This is a genomic window from Niabella terrae (assembly GCF_054783135.1).
In genome coordinates, this window is the sequence record NZ_BAAGRD010000040.1 from 84,497 (window position 1) to 100,702 (window position 16,206).

14 protein-coding genes and 1 pseudogene are annotated in these 16,206 nt (G+C 38.5%); 6 read left to right on the forward strand and 9 right to left on the reverse strand.

What is annotated here, in order from left to right; all coding sequences use genetic code 11:
* Nucleotides 1-5: 5 nt before the first annotated feature.
* Together ACYVI9_RS17310 and ACYVI9_RS17315 are read right to left on the reverse strand one after the other, a co-directional pair.
* Entirely contained in the window at nucleotides 6-3,221 is a 3,216-nt protein-coding gene (locus ACYVI9_RS17310) for a SusC/RagA family TonB-linked outer membrane protein (RefSeq protein WP_460767142.1), read from the reverse strand.
* Nucleotides 3,218-3,781: a TlpA family protein disulfide reductase gene (locus ACYVI9_RS17315; RefSeq protein WP_460767145.1), complete on the reverse strand. Its 564-nt coding sequence runs from the start codon at nucleotides 3,779-3,781 to the stop codon at nucleotides 3,218-3,220. Before ACYVI9_RS17315 ends, ACYVI9_RS17310 begins: the two co-directional genes overlap by 4 nt.
* Nucleotides 3,782-4,343: 562 nt before the next feature.
* On the opposite strand from ACYVI9_RS17315, the gene ACYVI9_RS17320 reads away from it, so the two are divergent.
* Nucleotides 4,344-4,694, forward strand: a complete 351-nt coding sequence (locus ACYVI9_RS17320) for a hypothetical protein (protein ID WP_460767148.1) — start codon at nucleotides 4,344-4,346, stop codon at nucleotides 4,692-4,694.
* Between the two features lie 744 nt (nucleotides 4,695-5,438).
* Here the strand turns inward: ACYVI9_RS17320 and ACYVI9_RS17325 are convergent.
* The 3 genes and pseudogenes from ACYVI9_RS17325 to ACYVI9_RS17335 form a co-directional block, all read right to left on the reverse strand.
* Nucleotides 5,439-5,783 (reverse strand): hypothetical protein, encoded by a 345-nt coding sequence (locus ACYVI9_RS17325; protein WP_460767150.1) that lies wholly within the window; start codon nucleotides 5,781-5,783, stop codon nucleotides 5,439-5,441.
* Between the two features lie 5 nt (nucleotides 5,784-5,788).
* Nucleotides 5,789-6,037 carry an IS3 family transposase gene (locus ACYVI9_RS17330; protein WP_460767153.1) on the reverse strand — a complete coding sequence of 83 codons (249 nt, stop codon included), beginning with the start codon at nucleotides 6,035-6,037 and terminating at the stop codon, nucleotides 5,789-5,791.
* A 189-nt stretch (nucleotides 6,038-6,226) separates the two neighbouring features.
* Nucleotides 6,227-6,511, reverse strand: a pseudogene (locus ACYVI9_RS17335) (transposase); the annotation flags it as partial.
* Between the two features lie 278 nt (nucleotides 6,512-6,789).
* Here ACYVI9_RS17335 and ACYVI9_RS17340 point away from each other — a divergent pair.
* The 3 genes from ACYVI9_RS17340 to ACYVI9_RS17350 all read left to right on the forward strand — a co-directional run bounded on the left by ACYVI9_RS17340 (nucleotide 6,790) and on the right by ACYVI9_RS17350 (nucleotide 11,085).
* Nucleotides 6,790-7,089, forward strand: a complete 300-nt coding sequence (locus tag ACYVI9_RS17340) for a transposase (RefSeq protein WP_460767155.1) — start codon at nucleotides 6,790-6,792, stop codon at nucleotides 7,087-7,089.
* 214 nt (nucleotides 7,090-7,303) lie between these two features.
* Nucleotides 7,304-9,037, forward strand: coding sequence for an ATP-dependent nuclease (locus ACYVI9_RS17345; protein ID WP_460767158.1), 1,734 nt, complete (start codon nucleotides 7,304-7,306; stop codon nucleotides 9,035-9,037).
* A gap of 692 nt (nucleotides 9,038-9,729) precedes the next feature.
* Nucleotides 9,730-11,085: an ISL3 family transposase gene (locus ACYVI9_RS17350; protein ID WP_460767161.1), complete on the forward strand. Its 1,356-nt coding sequence runs from the start codon at nucleotides 9,730-9,732 to the stop codon at nucleotides 11,083-11,085.
* Nucleotides 11,086-11,306: 221 nt separating this feature from the next.
* Here ACYVI9_RS17350 and ACYVI9_RS17355 read toward each other — a convergent pair whose 3' ends face one another.
* Both ACYVI9_RS17355 and ACYVI9_RS17360 read right to left on the reverse strand, forming a co-directional pair.
* A complete protein-coding gene (locus ACYVI9_RS17355; protein ID WP_460767164.1) occupies nucleotides 11,307-11,606 on the reverse strand; it encodes a winged helix-turn-helix domain-containing protein in 300 nt (99 codons plus the stop codon).
* A gap of 143 nt (nucleotides 11,607-11,749) precedes the next feature.
* Nucleotides 11,750-12,673 carry a tyrosine-type recombinase/integrase gene (locus tag ACYVI9_RS17360; protein ID WP_460767167.1) on the reverse strand — a complete coding sequence of 308 codons (924 nt, stop codon included), beginning with the start codon at nucleotides 12,671-12,673 and terminating at the stop codon, nucleotides 11,750-11,752.
* Between the two features lie 120 nt (nucleotides 12,674-12,793).
* Between ACYVI9_RS17360 and ACYVI9_RS17365 the strand changes: the two genes are divergently transcribed.
* Entirely contained in the window at nucleotides 12,794-13,951 is a 1,158-nt protein-coding gene (locus ACYVI9_RS17365; protein ID WP_460767175.1) for a restriction endonuclease subunit S, read from the forward strand.
* Here the strand turns inward: ACYVI9_RS17365 and ACYVI9_RS17370 are convergent.
* Nucleotides 13,944-14,498, reverse strand: coding sequence for a restriction endonuclease subunit S domain-containing protein (locus ACYVI9_RS17370; RefSeq protein WP_460767170.1), 555 nt, complete (start codon nucleotides 14,496-14,498; stop codon nucleotides 13,944-13,946). The two genes, ACYVI9_RS17365 and ACYVI9_RS17370, sit on opposite strands and share 8 nt — an antisense overlap.
* A gap of 121 nt (nucleotides 14,499-14,619) precedes the next feature.
* Here ACYVI9_RS17370 and ACYVI9_RS17375 point away from each other — a divergent pair, with 121 nt between their 5' ends.
* Nucleotides 14,620-15,054 carry a restriction endonuclease subunit S gene (locus ACYVI9_RS17375; protein WP_460767178.1) on the forward strand — a complete coding sequence of 145 codons (435 nt, stop codon included), beginning with the start codon at nucleotides 14,620-14,622 and terminating at the stop codon, nucleotides 15,052-15,054.
* Here the strand turns inward: ACYVI9_RS17375 and ACYVI9_RS17380 are convergent.
* Nucleotides 15,047-16,206: restriction endonuclease subunit S (locus tag ACYVI9_RS17380; RefSeq protein WP_460767172.1), on the reverse strand; the 1,160-nt coding region annotated here is incomplete at its 5' end. The two genes, ACYVI9_RS17375 and ACYVI9_RS17380, sit on opposite strands and share 8 nt — an antisense overlap.

The window sequence follows — 16,206 nt, forward strand, 5'->3', positions numbered from 1 at the left end:
ATAACTCAGAAACTGGCCCTAATTCCAACAGTATAGGATCTTGGCGGTGGTATGCTATTTATATAGTCCGGGTCTGCGCCCTCCTTGTTACTGCGCCAAAGAATGCCCAGGTTATTTGCGTTTGCATAAACCTGTAACCCGGAAAGGCCCCGATGCGCCTGTGGGTTGAATGAATATGACAGGTTAATAAACTGAAGCCGGACCTGATCACCCCGGATCACATTTACTTCTGACCTTCCGTAAAAACTTTCCCGGTCGATGTTGATGGGATAAGTAAATACGGGAACCGAAGTCCGGGCTTCATCACCTGGCTGCCGCCACCGGTTTTGATAATCGCCAGTGCCCTGACCACTATTTAACAGCGCGCTGTAAGACAGGCTTCGTCTAAACAAATAATATCCCAATTTGTAAACAATATTTGCAGAGATTTCCCATCCTTTATAATTAATGCTATTGAATACAGATCCAAAAATCGGCGGTGAGGCAGGCCCTATATACCTGAAGCTGCCCGATGCAAAACCCTTATCAGATGCATTTTGAATGAGTGAACGATAATCTGTGGTTAAGGTATCCTGCATGTAGCCAAGCGGCATTCCCTGCGCATTAAGGCCACCCCAACGGTAAGCGGCGATAGCATAAAGAGGTTTGCCAATTACCGGATTAATGCCTGAGCCGTCAAAACTCAGCAGCTGGGCCATGTTAGCGGCCTGCGGCGCGTAATATTTTGTGGTGATTGCTGTGTTATAGTTAAACAAAAAACTGGTGCGCCATTTAAAGGCCCGGTTTACATTAAGGCTGTTCAGCGTTATATCCCAACCCCGGCCTTTCATAGCGGCAACATTTGCCACAATGGTACTGGAAGCACCCCAGGCCGTATAATCATAAGGCGTTGGACCGTAAAGGTTGGTTCCCTTTTTTAAATAATACTCTATGGTGCCGGTTATCCGTTGCTCTCGCAGAGAAAAATCAGCTTTTATATTGGTTTGAAAAGTTTTTTCCCAGCTTAGGCGGGGATTATTTATAACTGTCACCTGCGCTATAGGTAGACCCGTGAGCGGATCGGTATTCATAACAGCGACAGGCAGTGCAGATTTCCCGAGGTCGACATTTCCGCTCGCGCCGTAGGTTACTGATAATTTTAAAAAAGGCATTGCAGTCCAGTGATAAAAATTTTCCTTTGATAACACCCAGCCCAGACCTGCCGACCATAGCGGTTTCCATCTATCGTTAACTTTTGCGCCAAAAATATTGGCCCCGTCCTGTCGGATACTGCCAGATAGCTGGTATCTTCCTTTAAAGCTATATGCTGCATTAGCCAGTACAGATAGAAACCGGTTTTCTGTTTTATTCATCGCAATACCTGATGGTATTTGCGCCCGGCCGCCGGTGATAAACGTGGGATAGCTGGTTGCAAAATCCATATTGGTACTATAGATAAGCGGATCTTTATAATAACCATAGCGCCTTGTAGTCCGATCATCTGATCGGGCAGCTCTTATTTCCACCGCAGTAATAGCGGAAATACGATGCATTTTCTGAATGACCCTATCGAAGTTCAATTGTCCCCGGAAATTATAAGCGTTGAGCACAACATCCTGCTTATTCAAAATACCCCCCATTGGCACTATATAGGTACGCGCTCCTGTTTGGGTGTTAAGCTGCGTGTACAGGTTGATAAGATTGCGCGTAAAAAAGCTGGTCGTATCATAATGTGTGTTGGCAGTCGATTGCTGTAATTGGTGCTGGTAGGTTAGAATTGCCCGCAGGCTGCTGCTGAACTGGTACTCCATTCCAATTTCAGCCAGTAACTCCCGTCGATTGGTTTTGGTACGGCTATGCAGATAATCGTTAAGCGGGTAATAGTCCCAGCTAAGCAATCGACCGCCACCCGCGGTATCCGTATAGTCCTGGTTATATATAGGTACTGCAACCGGCCTTCCGGAAGGCCCCGCAATGGGTAAATAGGGTATTTTCCGGCCATTTACAGATGTCGTTGCATTATAATCAGGTCTGCCCGATAGGGCTGTACTGCTGGTAAAAAAAACACTGGCATGCACCGTAAAGTGTTTAAACGGTCTATAGTCGTTTTTAATACGGAGATTTATTTTATCTATATTGTTGTTCAACTGATCTCGGCTATGGTCATACGCCCCGGAAATTAGCCAGGCCATCGAGGAACTACCGCCCGACAGATTCACGGCGTATTGTTGTGTAAGTGCTTTTTCGTAGAAATATTTCATGTATTGCTCGCGGTTGTCTATCGCCATTAAGGCATTTATTTCAAGCGCAGAATCCTGCGCCGAAATAAGGCCGGAGCGCCGGTTTTTGAAAATATATACTGCAGGAGATAATGCTGGTCTGGTTCGACTATTGATTGTGCCATCATAATAACCCTGCCTGAATAATTGCTGCTCCAGGTCTATGTAGTCTGAACTGCTGAGCTGTGAAAGGGAATAAAGGTCCGGCTTGCCAGTTATAATAGTGTTGGCGCTAATCCCTATATTAATTTTTTGATCCCAACGTCCTTTTTTCATGGTTATTACAATAACCCCGTTGCCGGCACGCGCGCCCCAAATACTGGCAGCTGCGGCATCCTTCAAGATGGTTACACTCTCCACATCATTGGGATTGATGTTCGCAATATTACCTTCGTAAATAAAATTGTCTACAACAATTAAGGGGTCTAAGGGCCCGTTAATGGTGCTCAGGCCCCGGATGCTGATATTGGTCGTATTTTGCGGATTGCGGTTGCTTTTACCCATGTTCACTAACAGGCTGCTGGTAATGCCATTGAGCCGGTCCAGTATATTGGTTCCGGTTTGCTGGTTCAGTGCCTTATTGTCAATTAGGGTGTAGGAGCCGTTGACTTCGTTGGGCTTTAGTCGCTGGTAGCCGGTATTAATAGTTATAGTCTCCAGTTCACCCCCGAGGGGTACAAGCCGTACTTGTAATGGTGCGTTATTTTCCAGGATTATTTTTGCCGTCTCAAACCCTGTATGTGAAATATACAGGGTATCCGGTAAACGCAATAATAAGGTGAAGGCGCCATTGCCCTTGGTTTGGGTAGCTATTTTATTATTGGACGCTGTTACCGTTACACCTGGGAGTGCAGCACCGGTGACGGCGTTACTAACTATTCCGGTAACCGCACTGTCGCTCTGTGCCGACAGATTGCAGAAATAAACACAGATACCTACAATTAATAATAGTGTTTTTTTCATTGGGCTTTCGTATTTAGAGGTTGGTGATTTTTTTTGTCCTGGCCCTCCAGATAGGCCTTAATAATGCCCTCGTTCATGAAGAGCACGGAGGACTGGGCCAGTAGCCTTCCATCTGCTGCCACCCAGGCGTAATGTGTTTCATAACGATGATGTATAAGTTTGTGCAGCAGGGTATCATTGGTAATGATGGGCAGTGTAAATGCAATTTTATTTTTTTGCTCCCAGTTTTTTATAAATGTTTTAACTGCGTTCTTGTCTTCATGCGCCACCATTATAAACTGGACCTTGTCACTAAACTGTTTTTGAAGTGCCAGTATTTTGGGAAACGACCTGATACAAACAATGCAGGAGGTAAACCAAAAATCCAGGATCAGGAGTTTACCTTTAAAGTCAGATAGCTTAAACGCCGGAACTTTAAAATTTATCCCCTCGGCAAAACTGCTATCCGGTAGATAGTCGTCAATACAGATCGGGCTAATATTTGATTGCCGGGCGTTTTCCTGGGCTGTAAGCTGGAGCCATAAGATGGCTATTACGCCTAAGAGCGTTACTTTTTTCATATTGCATAAGCATTAAAATTTGAGGAATTAGGTTACGGCAATGCCGGGATTTGCGGGCTAATGCCCATGAGAAAAGCAGGCCCGCCGCCCGGCTGCCGATGTTACTCGGGTAGACGTGGTTTACACGCATACAATAGCTTATACGCTACTGCATACGAAAAATAAAGGATGTATAGTGCTTTAATACTCATCCGTTAGGGGTTGGATGAGTCTCCAGGCAAATTGCTTTTTTTGCCAAGCAATAAATTGGGCGCGGCACACAACTTACCGCTCTGAGGTACTGGTATACCTTGTACACGAAAAGAAGGTGCTCACGCCCGGGTCGTGAGCCATTCTACTTTTCGTCTCGTGTACGTAAAAATTACCAGTTTTTCAGAGCGAGACTCCAAGCGAATTGCTTTAATATTTTTTTACAGCCTAATTCGCAAAAGTAAATCTCAAGGTGTCAAAAAACAACTTTAAGAAATACCGCACAACAAATATACAAAAACCTATTTAATAACGACCAAATATGTACATAATCGTACATTTTTATGCATTTACTCGATTTGACCTTTGAAAAATGGCAAAAGGAAATCTTCATAGAGGTGAACTATTGAAAAAAATAGTTGACGCATCGGGTATGAATAAAACTATTTTGATTAAAAAAACAGGATACAAAAGTACAACAAGCTATTACAATCACATTGAAGATAAGAATCTTTCTGCTGAAATTTTATTGAAGTATGGAGAAGCATTAAACTATGATTTTTCCAGTGAATTGCCAGATGTTAAGAGAATTAAGGCAATGCTATCTAATGAGGAGCCGGCAACTCTGAATGAGGCTCAAAAACAGATAGCCTATTGGAAAGCCAAATACTATGAAATCTTAGAAAAGTATAACCAGATTCTAGAAAGGCAACTTAAAAAATAAAAGGATGAACTTGTGAAAAACTAAACATCTTGGAATTATATAGCACTGGCTTTTTCAATACATGGAGAGCATCCAAGGAGATTGTTATTCTCACTTACCTTGGTTTGCCTAATGGCCGTTACAGCGTTTGCATTTGCTACCAGTGAAAAGTATGCAAATTCGGGATTATATGCCCAGATAAATGCCGCTAGTTTCAAGCAGCTTTCAGATCAGCCCAGTGTTCCTACGCCAAATGGTGCGAATGTTACTGTAAATCCAGCGAATCCGGCGATTGAGATCTCTGTTGGTGGTACAATTTACCCTTTGGTTTACGATAATGGGTCAGGAACAAAACCGCAAGTACATACCGATGGCACATGGTAACCAGATATGTATTCAGTCTGTGTGAAATCCAAAAACAAAATTTGGGCGCAGTTTACTGTGCCCAAATTGCTCCGATCGGTAATTCCGTTAACGAATCGGTCTGGTTCAATAGCGGTGTCTTAACCCCCAATAAACTGGACTGATTTTTCAAAATGGTTTGCTACTAATTCTCCGTTACCCCGGTCACCTTCCGGGCAAAGATAAGAAGGTTCTCCAGTCTTGTCAAGGCTATACAAAGCGGACGCCGCGCTCAGGCTCACGCAGTCCGGCCTTGACAAGCCCGTCGCCCCTTGCTTCATGAGTGCCTTAACAGCTTTCCGGGATAATCCTTGTGCCCATTTCTGCATGGGTGTCATAAAGCCTATTGCACCATGTTTTCTTCTACAGTTGTACCAATCCATGTACTTTTCGATATGTTGTTTGGCATTGTAGAAGCCCTGAGAAACTGTGCCGGTCAATCAGCTCACTTTGCTCAATGGAATGAAAGGCTTCAATGTATGCGTTTTTTTCCGGTGTGGCCACGTGAGTGAACTCCTGCCTGGCTTCCAGTAATTGCAATGCTTCGCGTACCTTATGGACGATGAACTTCGATCCATTGTCATTACGGATGATCACTCCTTTGAGGCCAAAGCGGAGATCCAGCCACCGCATCAGTGCGATTACATCTGTTTGGCGAACGCTCCGCTGAAAGATCCAGCACAGGATCCTGCGGCTGAACACATCCATGATCGCTAACTGGTAAGACCAGCGGCTTTCACCCTGAAAATGTATTTGATATCCAGACACAAGTACTTCATGGCATGCCTGGCGTCAATACGGCGATGCTCCACCCATTTACGCTTGCCCTGAACCTTTATACGTTTACCGCTCAGCAAGTGGCTCTCTTTCATTAGCCGATACACTTTCTTGGGGTTGATATGGTATTCTAAATCCCGAGGTTCTTCTGTCATCTTCCGGTAACCGTATACGCAGTAATCCATAGAAAGAATCTGAACGTATCTGATCAGTCACCAGGCCATTTTCCACAAGTCCTGAGTGACCAACCTGGGTGTGCGTGCTGGGCCTCCGCCCCCTGGGACCCGGATGTGAAAGGTAATACAGACTACTTTTGGCCACCCCCGACCATTTGCAGAGATCTTCTATACCTGCCTTGCTTTTGTACTGAGCTATCATTTGCCTTGTTTCAGATAATAGGCATCACTTTTTTTTAAAAGCTCGGTCTTAAACTCCAGTTCAAGAGCCTGATTGGCAACAATCTTTTTAAGCCGGGCATTTTCCTCTTCCAGGGCGCGAACCTGCGGATCTATTCTCTTGTAACCAGCTTTTAATCCATCTTTTCCTCTGGACAGATACTTCTTTTTCCAATAGCTTATTACTGAATGCGCCAAATTATACTTTCGAGCCGTCGCGGTCGTACCCTCTCGTTCGGCTTCCTGCAAGATGCTGTACTTCTCCTCAGCTGCGAAATGTCATCTTGTTTTTGCCATAATCCTTAAATTTACTGTGACTAAATAGATTTTCAATTTTTGTCCAGGCTTTTAAGGGGCTAGGACAATGAAGGAAACTGCAGTGTATCATGTAACTAAAGTGCTGGTAGATAAGACGAAAAAGAAAAATGTGAAGGGTTATTAAAAGAACAATATATTATGGTGGGTGTTAGGAAAAATGGGGTGGAGACGAATCGGTTAAAGCTCCGGCGTATTACTTTTAAAACAGATGAAGGAAAGTTTATGTGTTTATCACTAATAATTTTGCGTTACCGCCTACACAGATAGCTTCCATTTATAAGAGTCGCTGGAGGACCGAGCTGCTATTCAAACAAATCAAGCAGAACTTTCCCTTGCGGTACTTCTGGGCTAATAACGTCAATGCTATTAAAATACAGGTGTATTGCGTACTGATCGGTCAATTATTAATGGTAGTTATTAGAAAGAAGGCGGCTACAAAGAAATCTTTTGCGATTATGATTACTGTGATCAGGCTTCATTTAATGAGCTATGTCGACCTGTTTGAGTTTATTAATAACACATAAAAAGCATGGAGGAAAATGCATAATACCTCTTTTGCTTTTGCAACATGAAGAAGCTGGGGGTACTCCCCCTGAATCTGGAACAAGGAATTTTTAAGCTGTAACATTTACCCAGTAAGGGTCACGGCAAATTTAACCCCGGATTTATCCGGACAACAATGTTTTTTAATAGTGTTTGTGACTTAATCAATTGACAACACTTCCAATTTGTGTACGAATGTTAAAAAAACTAATTCTTGAAAACTATAGATGCTTTGAGAAGACGGAAATAAATTTCAAAGACCTAACAATAATTGTTGGTAAAAACAACGCAGGGAAATCTACACTTATTGAAGCACTACGAATTCTCTCTTTAGTCGTAAACCGATGCAAGAATATTAATTATACCAAACGACCAGCTTGGTTAAGACTTAGTGACGACCTTTTAGGAATTAGTCCATCATTACAAAATCTTGACATTAATGTTGCGGGAATAATATTTATGTACCGCGAAGGGCCTGCTAAAATAATTGCAACGTTCGAAAATGGGACGACAATAAACATCTTCATTAATGATGAGTTAGATGTCTTTGCCACCATACACAATGGCCATCAAATAAATATTGAATCAAAGAAATTTGCCGCAAGTTTGAAACTTCAGGATATAAATATTCTCCCACAAATTTCTCCTCTATTGAAGGAAGAGCCGATAATAAAGTACGAAACCGTTCAAAAAAATTTAGCTACCTACTTAAGTTCTAGGAACTTTAGGAACCAACTACACTATTATCGTAGCGAGTTTAGCAAATTCAAGGAATTATCGGAAATAACATGGCAAGGTCTCCTAATTCATAGTGAAAGTCAAAACATAAGAACGCAAGGAGATCTATTTCTATTCGTAAGAGATAATCGCTTTGAAGGAGAAATCGGAATGATGGGCCATGGACTACAAATGTGGCTACAGACAATGTGGTTTCTTTCTCGTTCATTACCCTCCTCTACGGTAATTCTTGACGAGCCTGATGTATATATGCATGCAGATTTACAAAGACGGTTAATAAAGTTAGTTAAAAGCCATCACAAGCAAATTATTGTTGCGACACATTCAATAGAAATAATGTCTGAAGTTGAACCTGAAAATATTCTACCTATAAATAACATGAAGCCTCGACAAGAGTATGCTAACAAAGCGCCGATAGTTCAGAAAGTTGTCAATGAAATTGGCAGCGTTCATAACATAGAGATAGCAAGATTATTCTCTTATAATAAATTTTTAATTGTCGAGGGTGATAAAGACGATATTAAGCTGCTTTCTATTTTTCAAGGAAAGATTTTTGCGAATACTTTTGAGCAACTCGATATTTTACCAAAAATATTTGTTGAAGGTTGGGGCGGTTGGCAAAGAGTAATTGGATCAAACAAGGTTTTTAAAGAAAATAAAATGTCACTTAAAACCTATTGCATTTTTGACTCCGATTATCACACTGAGGACGAGAAACTAAAAAGACTTTCAGATGCCAAGGAAAATGAAATAAACTTGCATATTTGGAACAAAAAGGAAATTGAAAACTATTTATTAGTGCCAGCGGCAATCTTTCGGTTAATTAAAGCAAAGAGAAAGTCAGCTGAAGTCGATGAAGTTGCGGTAGCGAATGCTATAGACAATTTTTGTGAAGAATTAAAAGATGATGTTATTGACTCTTTTGCTACAGAAATAAGAAATAGAGATACTTCTAAAGACTTAAAAACGGCCAATCAACAAGCAAGAAAATATGTTAATGAAAGATGGAATAAGGAAAAGACGAGTTTATGCTCAGGGAAGGAACTTCTTTCAAAGTTATTTTTATGGGCAGCCGAAACTTACAAAGCTTCTTTAAGTAAATTTGGCGTCGCCAGAGAAATAAATTTATCGGAAGTTGACTCTGAAATAATAAAAACTATAACCTGTATTGAAAACGCAACTGCTTTTTAATTGACACTGAAAGCCATTTGAATTATTTATTGCTTACTAAGCAAAGATCAAGATTAACCAAGACAAAGAAGCCCCTGACAGGATCGATAGGTATGTTGTTCTATTTGTATGCTTTTCAGTATCCGTTCAATACAACGGACAGTATAAGGGCCTACCACCGCGGCCCGCTCTATAAAATCAATTCCTTCCCATCTCCAGGCCTCAGTATGAGCCTGGTGGGAGGCTGGCATATGCTCAAAACTCGGCACCTTAAACAGCAATAAAAAAAATTCATATTATACATATTATCAATATATAAATAAATGATGTTCGTAATTGTAAGGATCGGAAAATAGCTTTCGCGGATTTTTTTAATCCAATAACCAAAACCTAAATTCAATATCCAGGTTGGACCTGTATGGTTTCAGAAAAATTGGCCCAAAACGCCATGAGAAAAAATGGGCCTGTATCGCATGAGAAAGTACCGCACATGCAAAAATGGCAGCCTTTGATAAACTGTAAAAACATCGGAATGATGGTCTACGAAATATGCCGGGAGGGGTAAATAAAGCTTGATAACAGTGGCGACATTACTTGATATTATACACAAGCCGGTTCAGGTGTAAATTCCTGTGATGCTGGTTCTTAGTCAAATTTGGTGCATGATTTAAAATATCTTCCGGGGGCGGTCCGTTCTTATTAAAAGAACGGAGATGAACTTAACACAACTGATTTTTAATTCAGCGGATCGGTTGGAGGTAATTTCGATAGACAGGCATTATGATTCAATCGCAATTCGGGTCAAAAGCAAGGCATCACAATGCCTTTGTCCCAAATGTGGTAAAGCTTCTCGTAAAATACGCAGTTACTACTGTCGAAAACTAGCTGACCTGCCTGCCTTCGGAGGCTCCTGCCGGATTCTATTACGGGCTAGGAAATTTAAGTGTTGCAATAAAAATTGCGAAGCCAGGATTTTTACGGAGCGGTTTAAGGCTGAAATTCAGCCTTATCAGCGTCGAACGAGTCGGCTAACTGTTCTTTTACAAAACCTTGCATTGCAGATGGGAGGGCGCCCAGCGGAAAGGCTATGCTCACTCATGTCGATAGCGGCAAGTGATACTACGCTGCTGCGCCTGATCTATAAAACGCCTCTACCAGCCCCACCTCGGACTAAGGCAATCGGAGTTGATGATTGGGCCTATACAAAACGTCGCCTGTACGGGAGTATTCTGGTTGACCTTACAACCAATAAGCCAATAGGTTTACTCCCTGACAGAGAGACCGCTACATTACGAAATTGGCTTAAGACCCAACCTCATATCCGGATTGTTTCCAGGGATCGATACAGTAAATTTCAAAAGGGAATATCTGAGGGTGCTCCTCGGGCAATACAAGTGACAGATCGCTGGCATTTGCTACAGAATCTTCATTTCTCCATACGCAAAATACTTGATCGAGAGCACATGGTACTCGGAAAGGTTCGACAGGACTGGGCTACTATGGAACAGAAAAAGAATATAGTCCCGAAGACTCCCACCATAGGAGTACTACAACGAAACTTCCAACAGGTAAAGGAGATGTTGAGTCAAGGGGTTCCTGTTAGAGAAATAAGTAGAAGGCTGAAAATGTGTAGGGTTACCATTCGTAAATATCGTCAATATGATCAATTGCCGTTAAAATCATACTCATCAAGTTTTAACCAAATGCGTCCTTACATTGAGCAAAGACTAATAGAGCAACCTAATATTACAGTCAGAGTTTTGCATAAGGAACTTCAAAGTAAAGGGTACTCCGGATGCTACAGCGTATTAGCTGAGAACATAGTTAAAATGGGATTACGAAAAAAGTCAGTCAAGAAAGATACATCACATAACCTTCCTAAAATGGACATATTCTGGAGGCCTTCAAAAACCTCTATTCTGTTCTTTAAAAAACGAGAACGTCTTCAGCCAATAGAATCCGACTTGTTAAAAAGTCTTTGTGAGAGATCTTCGCAAATACAAAAATCCTATCGCTTGGTTATGGAATTTCTCCAGATAATGCTTGATGAAAAAATGGCAATAAATTGAGCAAATGGATGAAGGCGGCGGTACGAAGCAACGTGAAAGAAATAGCCGGCTTTGCGAAAAGTCTAACGTCGGATTTTAATGCAATAAAAAACGCATTTGATTATAAATGGAGTAAACGGGCCTGTAGAAGGCAATGTCAATAAATTAAAAACAATAAAACGGCAAATGTATGGACGCTGTTCACTCCGGCTTCTGGAGAAACGTCTGGTGCTGGCTCCTTCTTAGCACCAAATTTGACTAAGAACCAGCATCAACGGAATATACACCCTATGAGTAATAATGACAACACCTCTTTTCGGGGAATCGAGCAACCTTGCTTTCTTTAGGTATGTTCTGGCCCAGCCTGCACGATTAGGAAATAACAATGAACCGCCGCTGGGCAGAATTTCACTCAACTCTTCTTCTGTTAATTTAAATTGCTGCCCCAATGCAGCAACTACGTCTTTAAAAACATACTCTTTTCTGTCTGCTACAAATTGTAGTAAAGGCAACATGATCGTTTGATAGTCTTGTATTGGCATCGATAAATTTTGTACATTTTATTTGTTGAAAATTAATGGTTCTGGGTGCTTAAAATCATTTTATAGCTTATTAATATAACCTAGTAACAGCCCTCCGAAATTTTGTTCGATGGGCTGTTTTACTACTTGAGATTTCTAACTCTTTATTTCAATGCTTTAAACATCTGTTCAATTGCTTTCTTCTTCTGTTCCATATTAGGATGAACATACAGATTAAGAGTGGTGCTAATATTAGAATGTCCTAACAGTACACTTACCGTTTTGTAATCACAATTACTTTCTATACATCGGGTTGCAAAGCTGTGTCTTAATCCATGAAACTTCAATTCGGGCATATTAAGGGATGTCATTAGATTTTTATAGTAGCTTCGATATGTTCTAGGTTCAGTTGGTTTCGCATCATTAGTCAACACAAAAAATGATGAATTCACTATTTTTTTAAACGGCTTTAATATTCTTAACAAATCCTTACTTATTGGTATTTCACGAATAGAATTTTTTGTTTTCGGGGTGTCTAAAATTAATTCCGTCCCACGAATTCCATCCTCTATCACATAAATGCGTTGGATGGTTCTGTTAACACTAATAACTCCATTATCTGTATCAATATCTTCCCAAGTCAATGCACATATTTCGCCAATACGCATTCCTGCACTTAAACATATATAAACGCCCAAATTCCGAAATGTAAAATGCTCCTGTATATAACTCATTATTTTTTTCTGATCAGATTTGCTTAATACTTCAATAATGTGTCTTTCTCTTTCAGTAGGAAACTGTATGTCGAAAGGTGTATAGTCTATCCATTTATTCTTTGCTCCAAATTTTAGAATCATTTTTAAGACAATAAGAATGTCCTTAATCGTTTTATGGCTTAAACCTGTTTCCAATTTCTGCAAAACAAAGCTTTGTACATCCGCCTCTTCAATTGCATATTTGCTACCAAAAATTGGCAGCAAATGATTTTCAACCACTAGCGAATACGCTGAAAAGCTTGATTTTTTCACGTATTGCTTTTTGTTGATTTTCCATAGGGTCACGATTTCTGAAATTAATTTTTTGTTCATTTTATTTGAATTAAGATTAAAAATCTTAAAGGAAAGCATTTATAGATTTTAAAACCTTAAGGAAATGAATTAGTCAATGTTCCCACTTTGAGATTTCCGGGGTTTGAAGGAAAGTGGGAATTGAGAAAGTTGGGAGAAGTAGCGGAAATAGCAAGAGGTAAATCAAAACATCGCCCCAGAGATGCTGATTTCTTGTTTGGTGGAAAATACCCATTTATACAGACAGGGGATATAAAAAAAGCAGATTTATATTTAACTGAATATAATCAAACGTATTCTGAACAAGGTTTAAAGCAAAGTAAACTATGGAATGAGGATACTTTATGTATTACTATTGCTGCTAATATTGCGGAAACAGCAATTCTTAAAATTAAGGCTTGTTTTCCTGATAGTATAATTGGTTTGATACCGTACAAAGACAAAACGACTGTCTTGTTCGTTAAATACTCATTTGATAAATTTAAAATTTTTATTCAAAAACTTTCACAAGGAGTTGCTCAAGATAATTTAAATCAAGAGAAGTTATCAAAAATAGAATTCAATTTCCCGTCACTTTCTGAACAACAAAAAATCGCCTCATTCTTTTCTCTAATAGATCAAAGGATTGCAACCCAAAACAAAATAATTGAGGAGTTGAAATTATTAAAGATTACGATTAGTAAGAAATTATTCTTACGTCAATTGAGATTTAAAAATGGAAACAATGAAAATTATATAGATTGGTATACTAAAAAGTTGGGAGAGGTTACAACTCTTATAAATAGGAGAAATAAAAATAACGAAAAGTTTCCTGTTTATTCTATAAATAACAAATTAGGATTCGTTCCGCAAAGTGAGCAATTCGAGGGAGTTGATAGTGAAGATAGAGGCTACGATATTAAATTATACAAAATAATTGACAAGAACACCTTTGCCTATAATCCAGCAAGAATTAATGTGGGATCTATTGGCTATAATGAAAACTTAGAGAATATTATTATCAGTTCATTGTATGTTTGTTTTAAAACGGATAACATCGTAAATGATAACTTTCTATATCAATATCTAAAGACAGATTTTTTTAATAGAGAAGTTTTAAAAAATGTTGAAGGAGGAGTAAGAGATTATCTTTTCTACGACAATTTTGCGAGAATTAAATTTGATTTACCTTGTATTGAAGAGCAAAAAAAGATTGCTGATTACCTTTCATCTATAGATTCAAAGATTGATATTGAAAGCCAACTATTGCATAAATTTGAAGAACAAAAGAGATACTTGTTAGCTAACTTATTTATATAAATAAATTAGCTAACAAGTATTGTTTCTGCTTAAGTAATAGCGTATGAATTTCAAATTCAGTTTTTATTTTATCGTCAATACTTGATAGAAAATCTGCAACATACGTTTGTTGAACATAATTTGGTAATTGCATTTCCATAGGCTCAATTTCGGATATATAATGCCGTTTGTGCTCATTTGATGATAGATTTAAAAATGACAAATACTCAAATATAAATTTTAGGTTAACATTTGGTTTCGCTTTCAGTATTTTAATTGCTGAAGATTTTACTTTGAATAGAAAATTAACAAACTTTATATCCATTGTAAAATCATCGAAAATGATACATTGACCTTTGTCATAAATACCAAATTCTTCATCGGTATATCCTAATACAAAAGCTTTATTTGCAGTTAGAACTGGAATTAGCGAAATATCAGATGAATAATCCGTATTTGTAACCAAATATTTAGTTGGCTGTTCATAGTTTAAAGTATCCTTAACTTGAACATATTCATTTTCTTGATTAAGAATTTGTTCGTATAGTTGATAGCGAAGCGTAATCACATAGGAAATAAAATCCCTAATTAAAGGGCTTTGTCAGAAACTAATTCTAAATCAAGTACCAAATAAGAAAATAAATAATTGTGTTTCTTGCTGTTCATCATCATTAACAGAATCTGATGTAATTGATAAAAATGGAATTTACCCAGTTTATGGAGCTACAGGTGTTATTGCATTTACGGAAAAATCTCAAATTAATGAAGATGCGATTTTAATAATAAAAGATGGTTCTGGAGTTGGAAAGGTTCAATACGCATCGGATAAGTTTTCGGTTATTGGTACTTTGAACTATCTAACTGTAAAACCAGATGTTAATTTGAAGTATATTTTTTTCTGTTTAAAATTCTTCAACTTTGAAAAATACAAAATTGGCTCTGGGATTCCGCATATCTATTTCAAAGATTATGGAGAATCATTAATTTTTTGCCCATCACTTGATGAACAAGGTAATACTGAGAAATTACTATCATCACTTGATGAGAAAATAAATATTGAAAAGACGTTATTAAAAAAGTATGAGATACAAAAAAAGAACCTTTTACAGAACTTGTTTATATAAATAGGCTCTGTAACAGATATTGTTTTTGACAATGGAATTTATCTAAAGTATTTTTTTCTGTTTGAATTTTTGTTTCAATAACAGAAAGAAAATTAGCAATGGTAGTTTGCTCATCTAAACAAGGAGATTTGATAGGCATAGATTGAAACATTGGCAATCGTAATGACTTTACAGTAGAACCAACTGCTTTTGATTGTAAATATTTATCATCATTAAGTAAATGGTAATATAAATATTTTCCATTTATTCCTCTGAAATCAAAAATCGCATATGTTCGTTGATGAAGATCAAATTTTCCTATAAAATATTTAGGGATAAATTCTTGCCCTTCTCCTGGAACAATTACTGCTTCTTTATCAAACAAAAATCTACTACTTGTTCTAATATCTTGTGACCTGTCAAAAAAAGTATATTCTCCATTTAGAATAGAATCTTCTCGATTAGAAGAACCAGTTGTTATGGTTGATATTTCGCCTAACTTCTTCACCTCCCATTTCTCTGTGAATTTCATAAACCTAATTTTCTGCGAATATATTTTTTCACTTAGCCCTTTAATTAAGGTTTCTAATTGTTCAATTATTTTGTTTTGGGTTTGGATTCGAGAGTCTATTAAGGATAGAAATGATGCAATTTTAGTTTGCTCATTGAGCGATGGAAAGGGCAGAGTTACAGAAGCTAATATTTCTTGACCAATATTATATCTTGTACTTCCTCCCGATTTTGATGTTATTTGATTTCTTACTAAATCAGTTTTTAATGATTTATTCAAAAAAATAGGTTCATATTCTCCAATTTTTTTACCTCTAATTACAAATCCTCCAAATGTTGCAGTTTTGTCTTTATCTAAGTATACACTTGTGGTTCCCACTTCCTCTCGTGTCTCAGAACTTCGTTGAAACAGAATATCTCCGTAGTTCACTGGGAATTTATCAATGATTTCTTCATTGACATTTACACTCCCAATAATTTTATCGTGTGTTATAAACTCGTTATTGAGAATGTCCAATACGTTTATGAACTTGTATCGTATCCAGTTGGCCAAGGGCATATAGGAATTTAGGATACAGGGTTTGACTTTTGCCCGATGAAAAGTAAAAACAACCTCAAAGCAGCGGCTATGGGTGCGCATATTGACGCCTGCCGCAAAAGCGG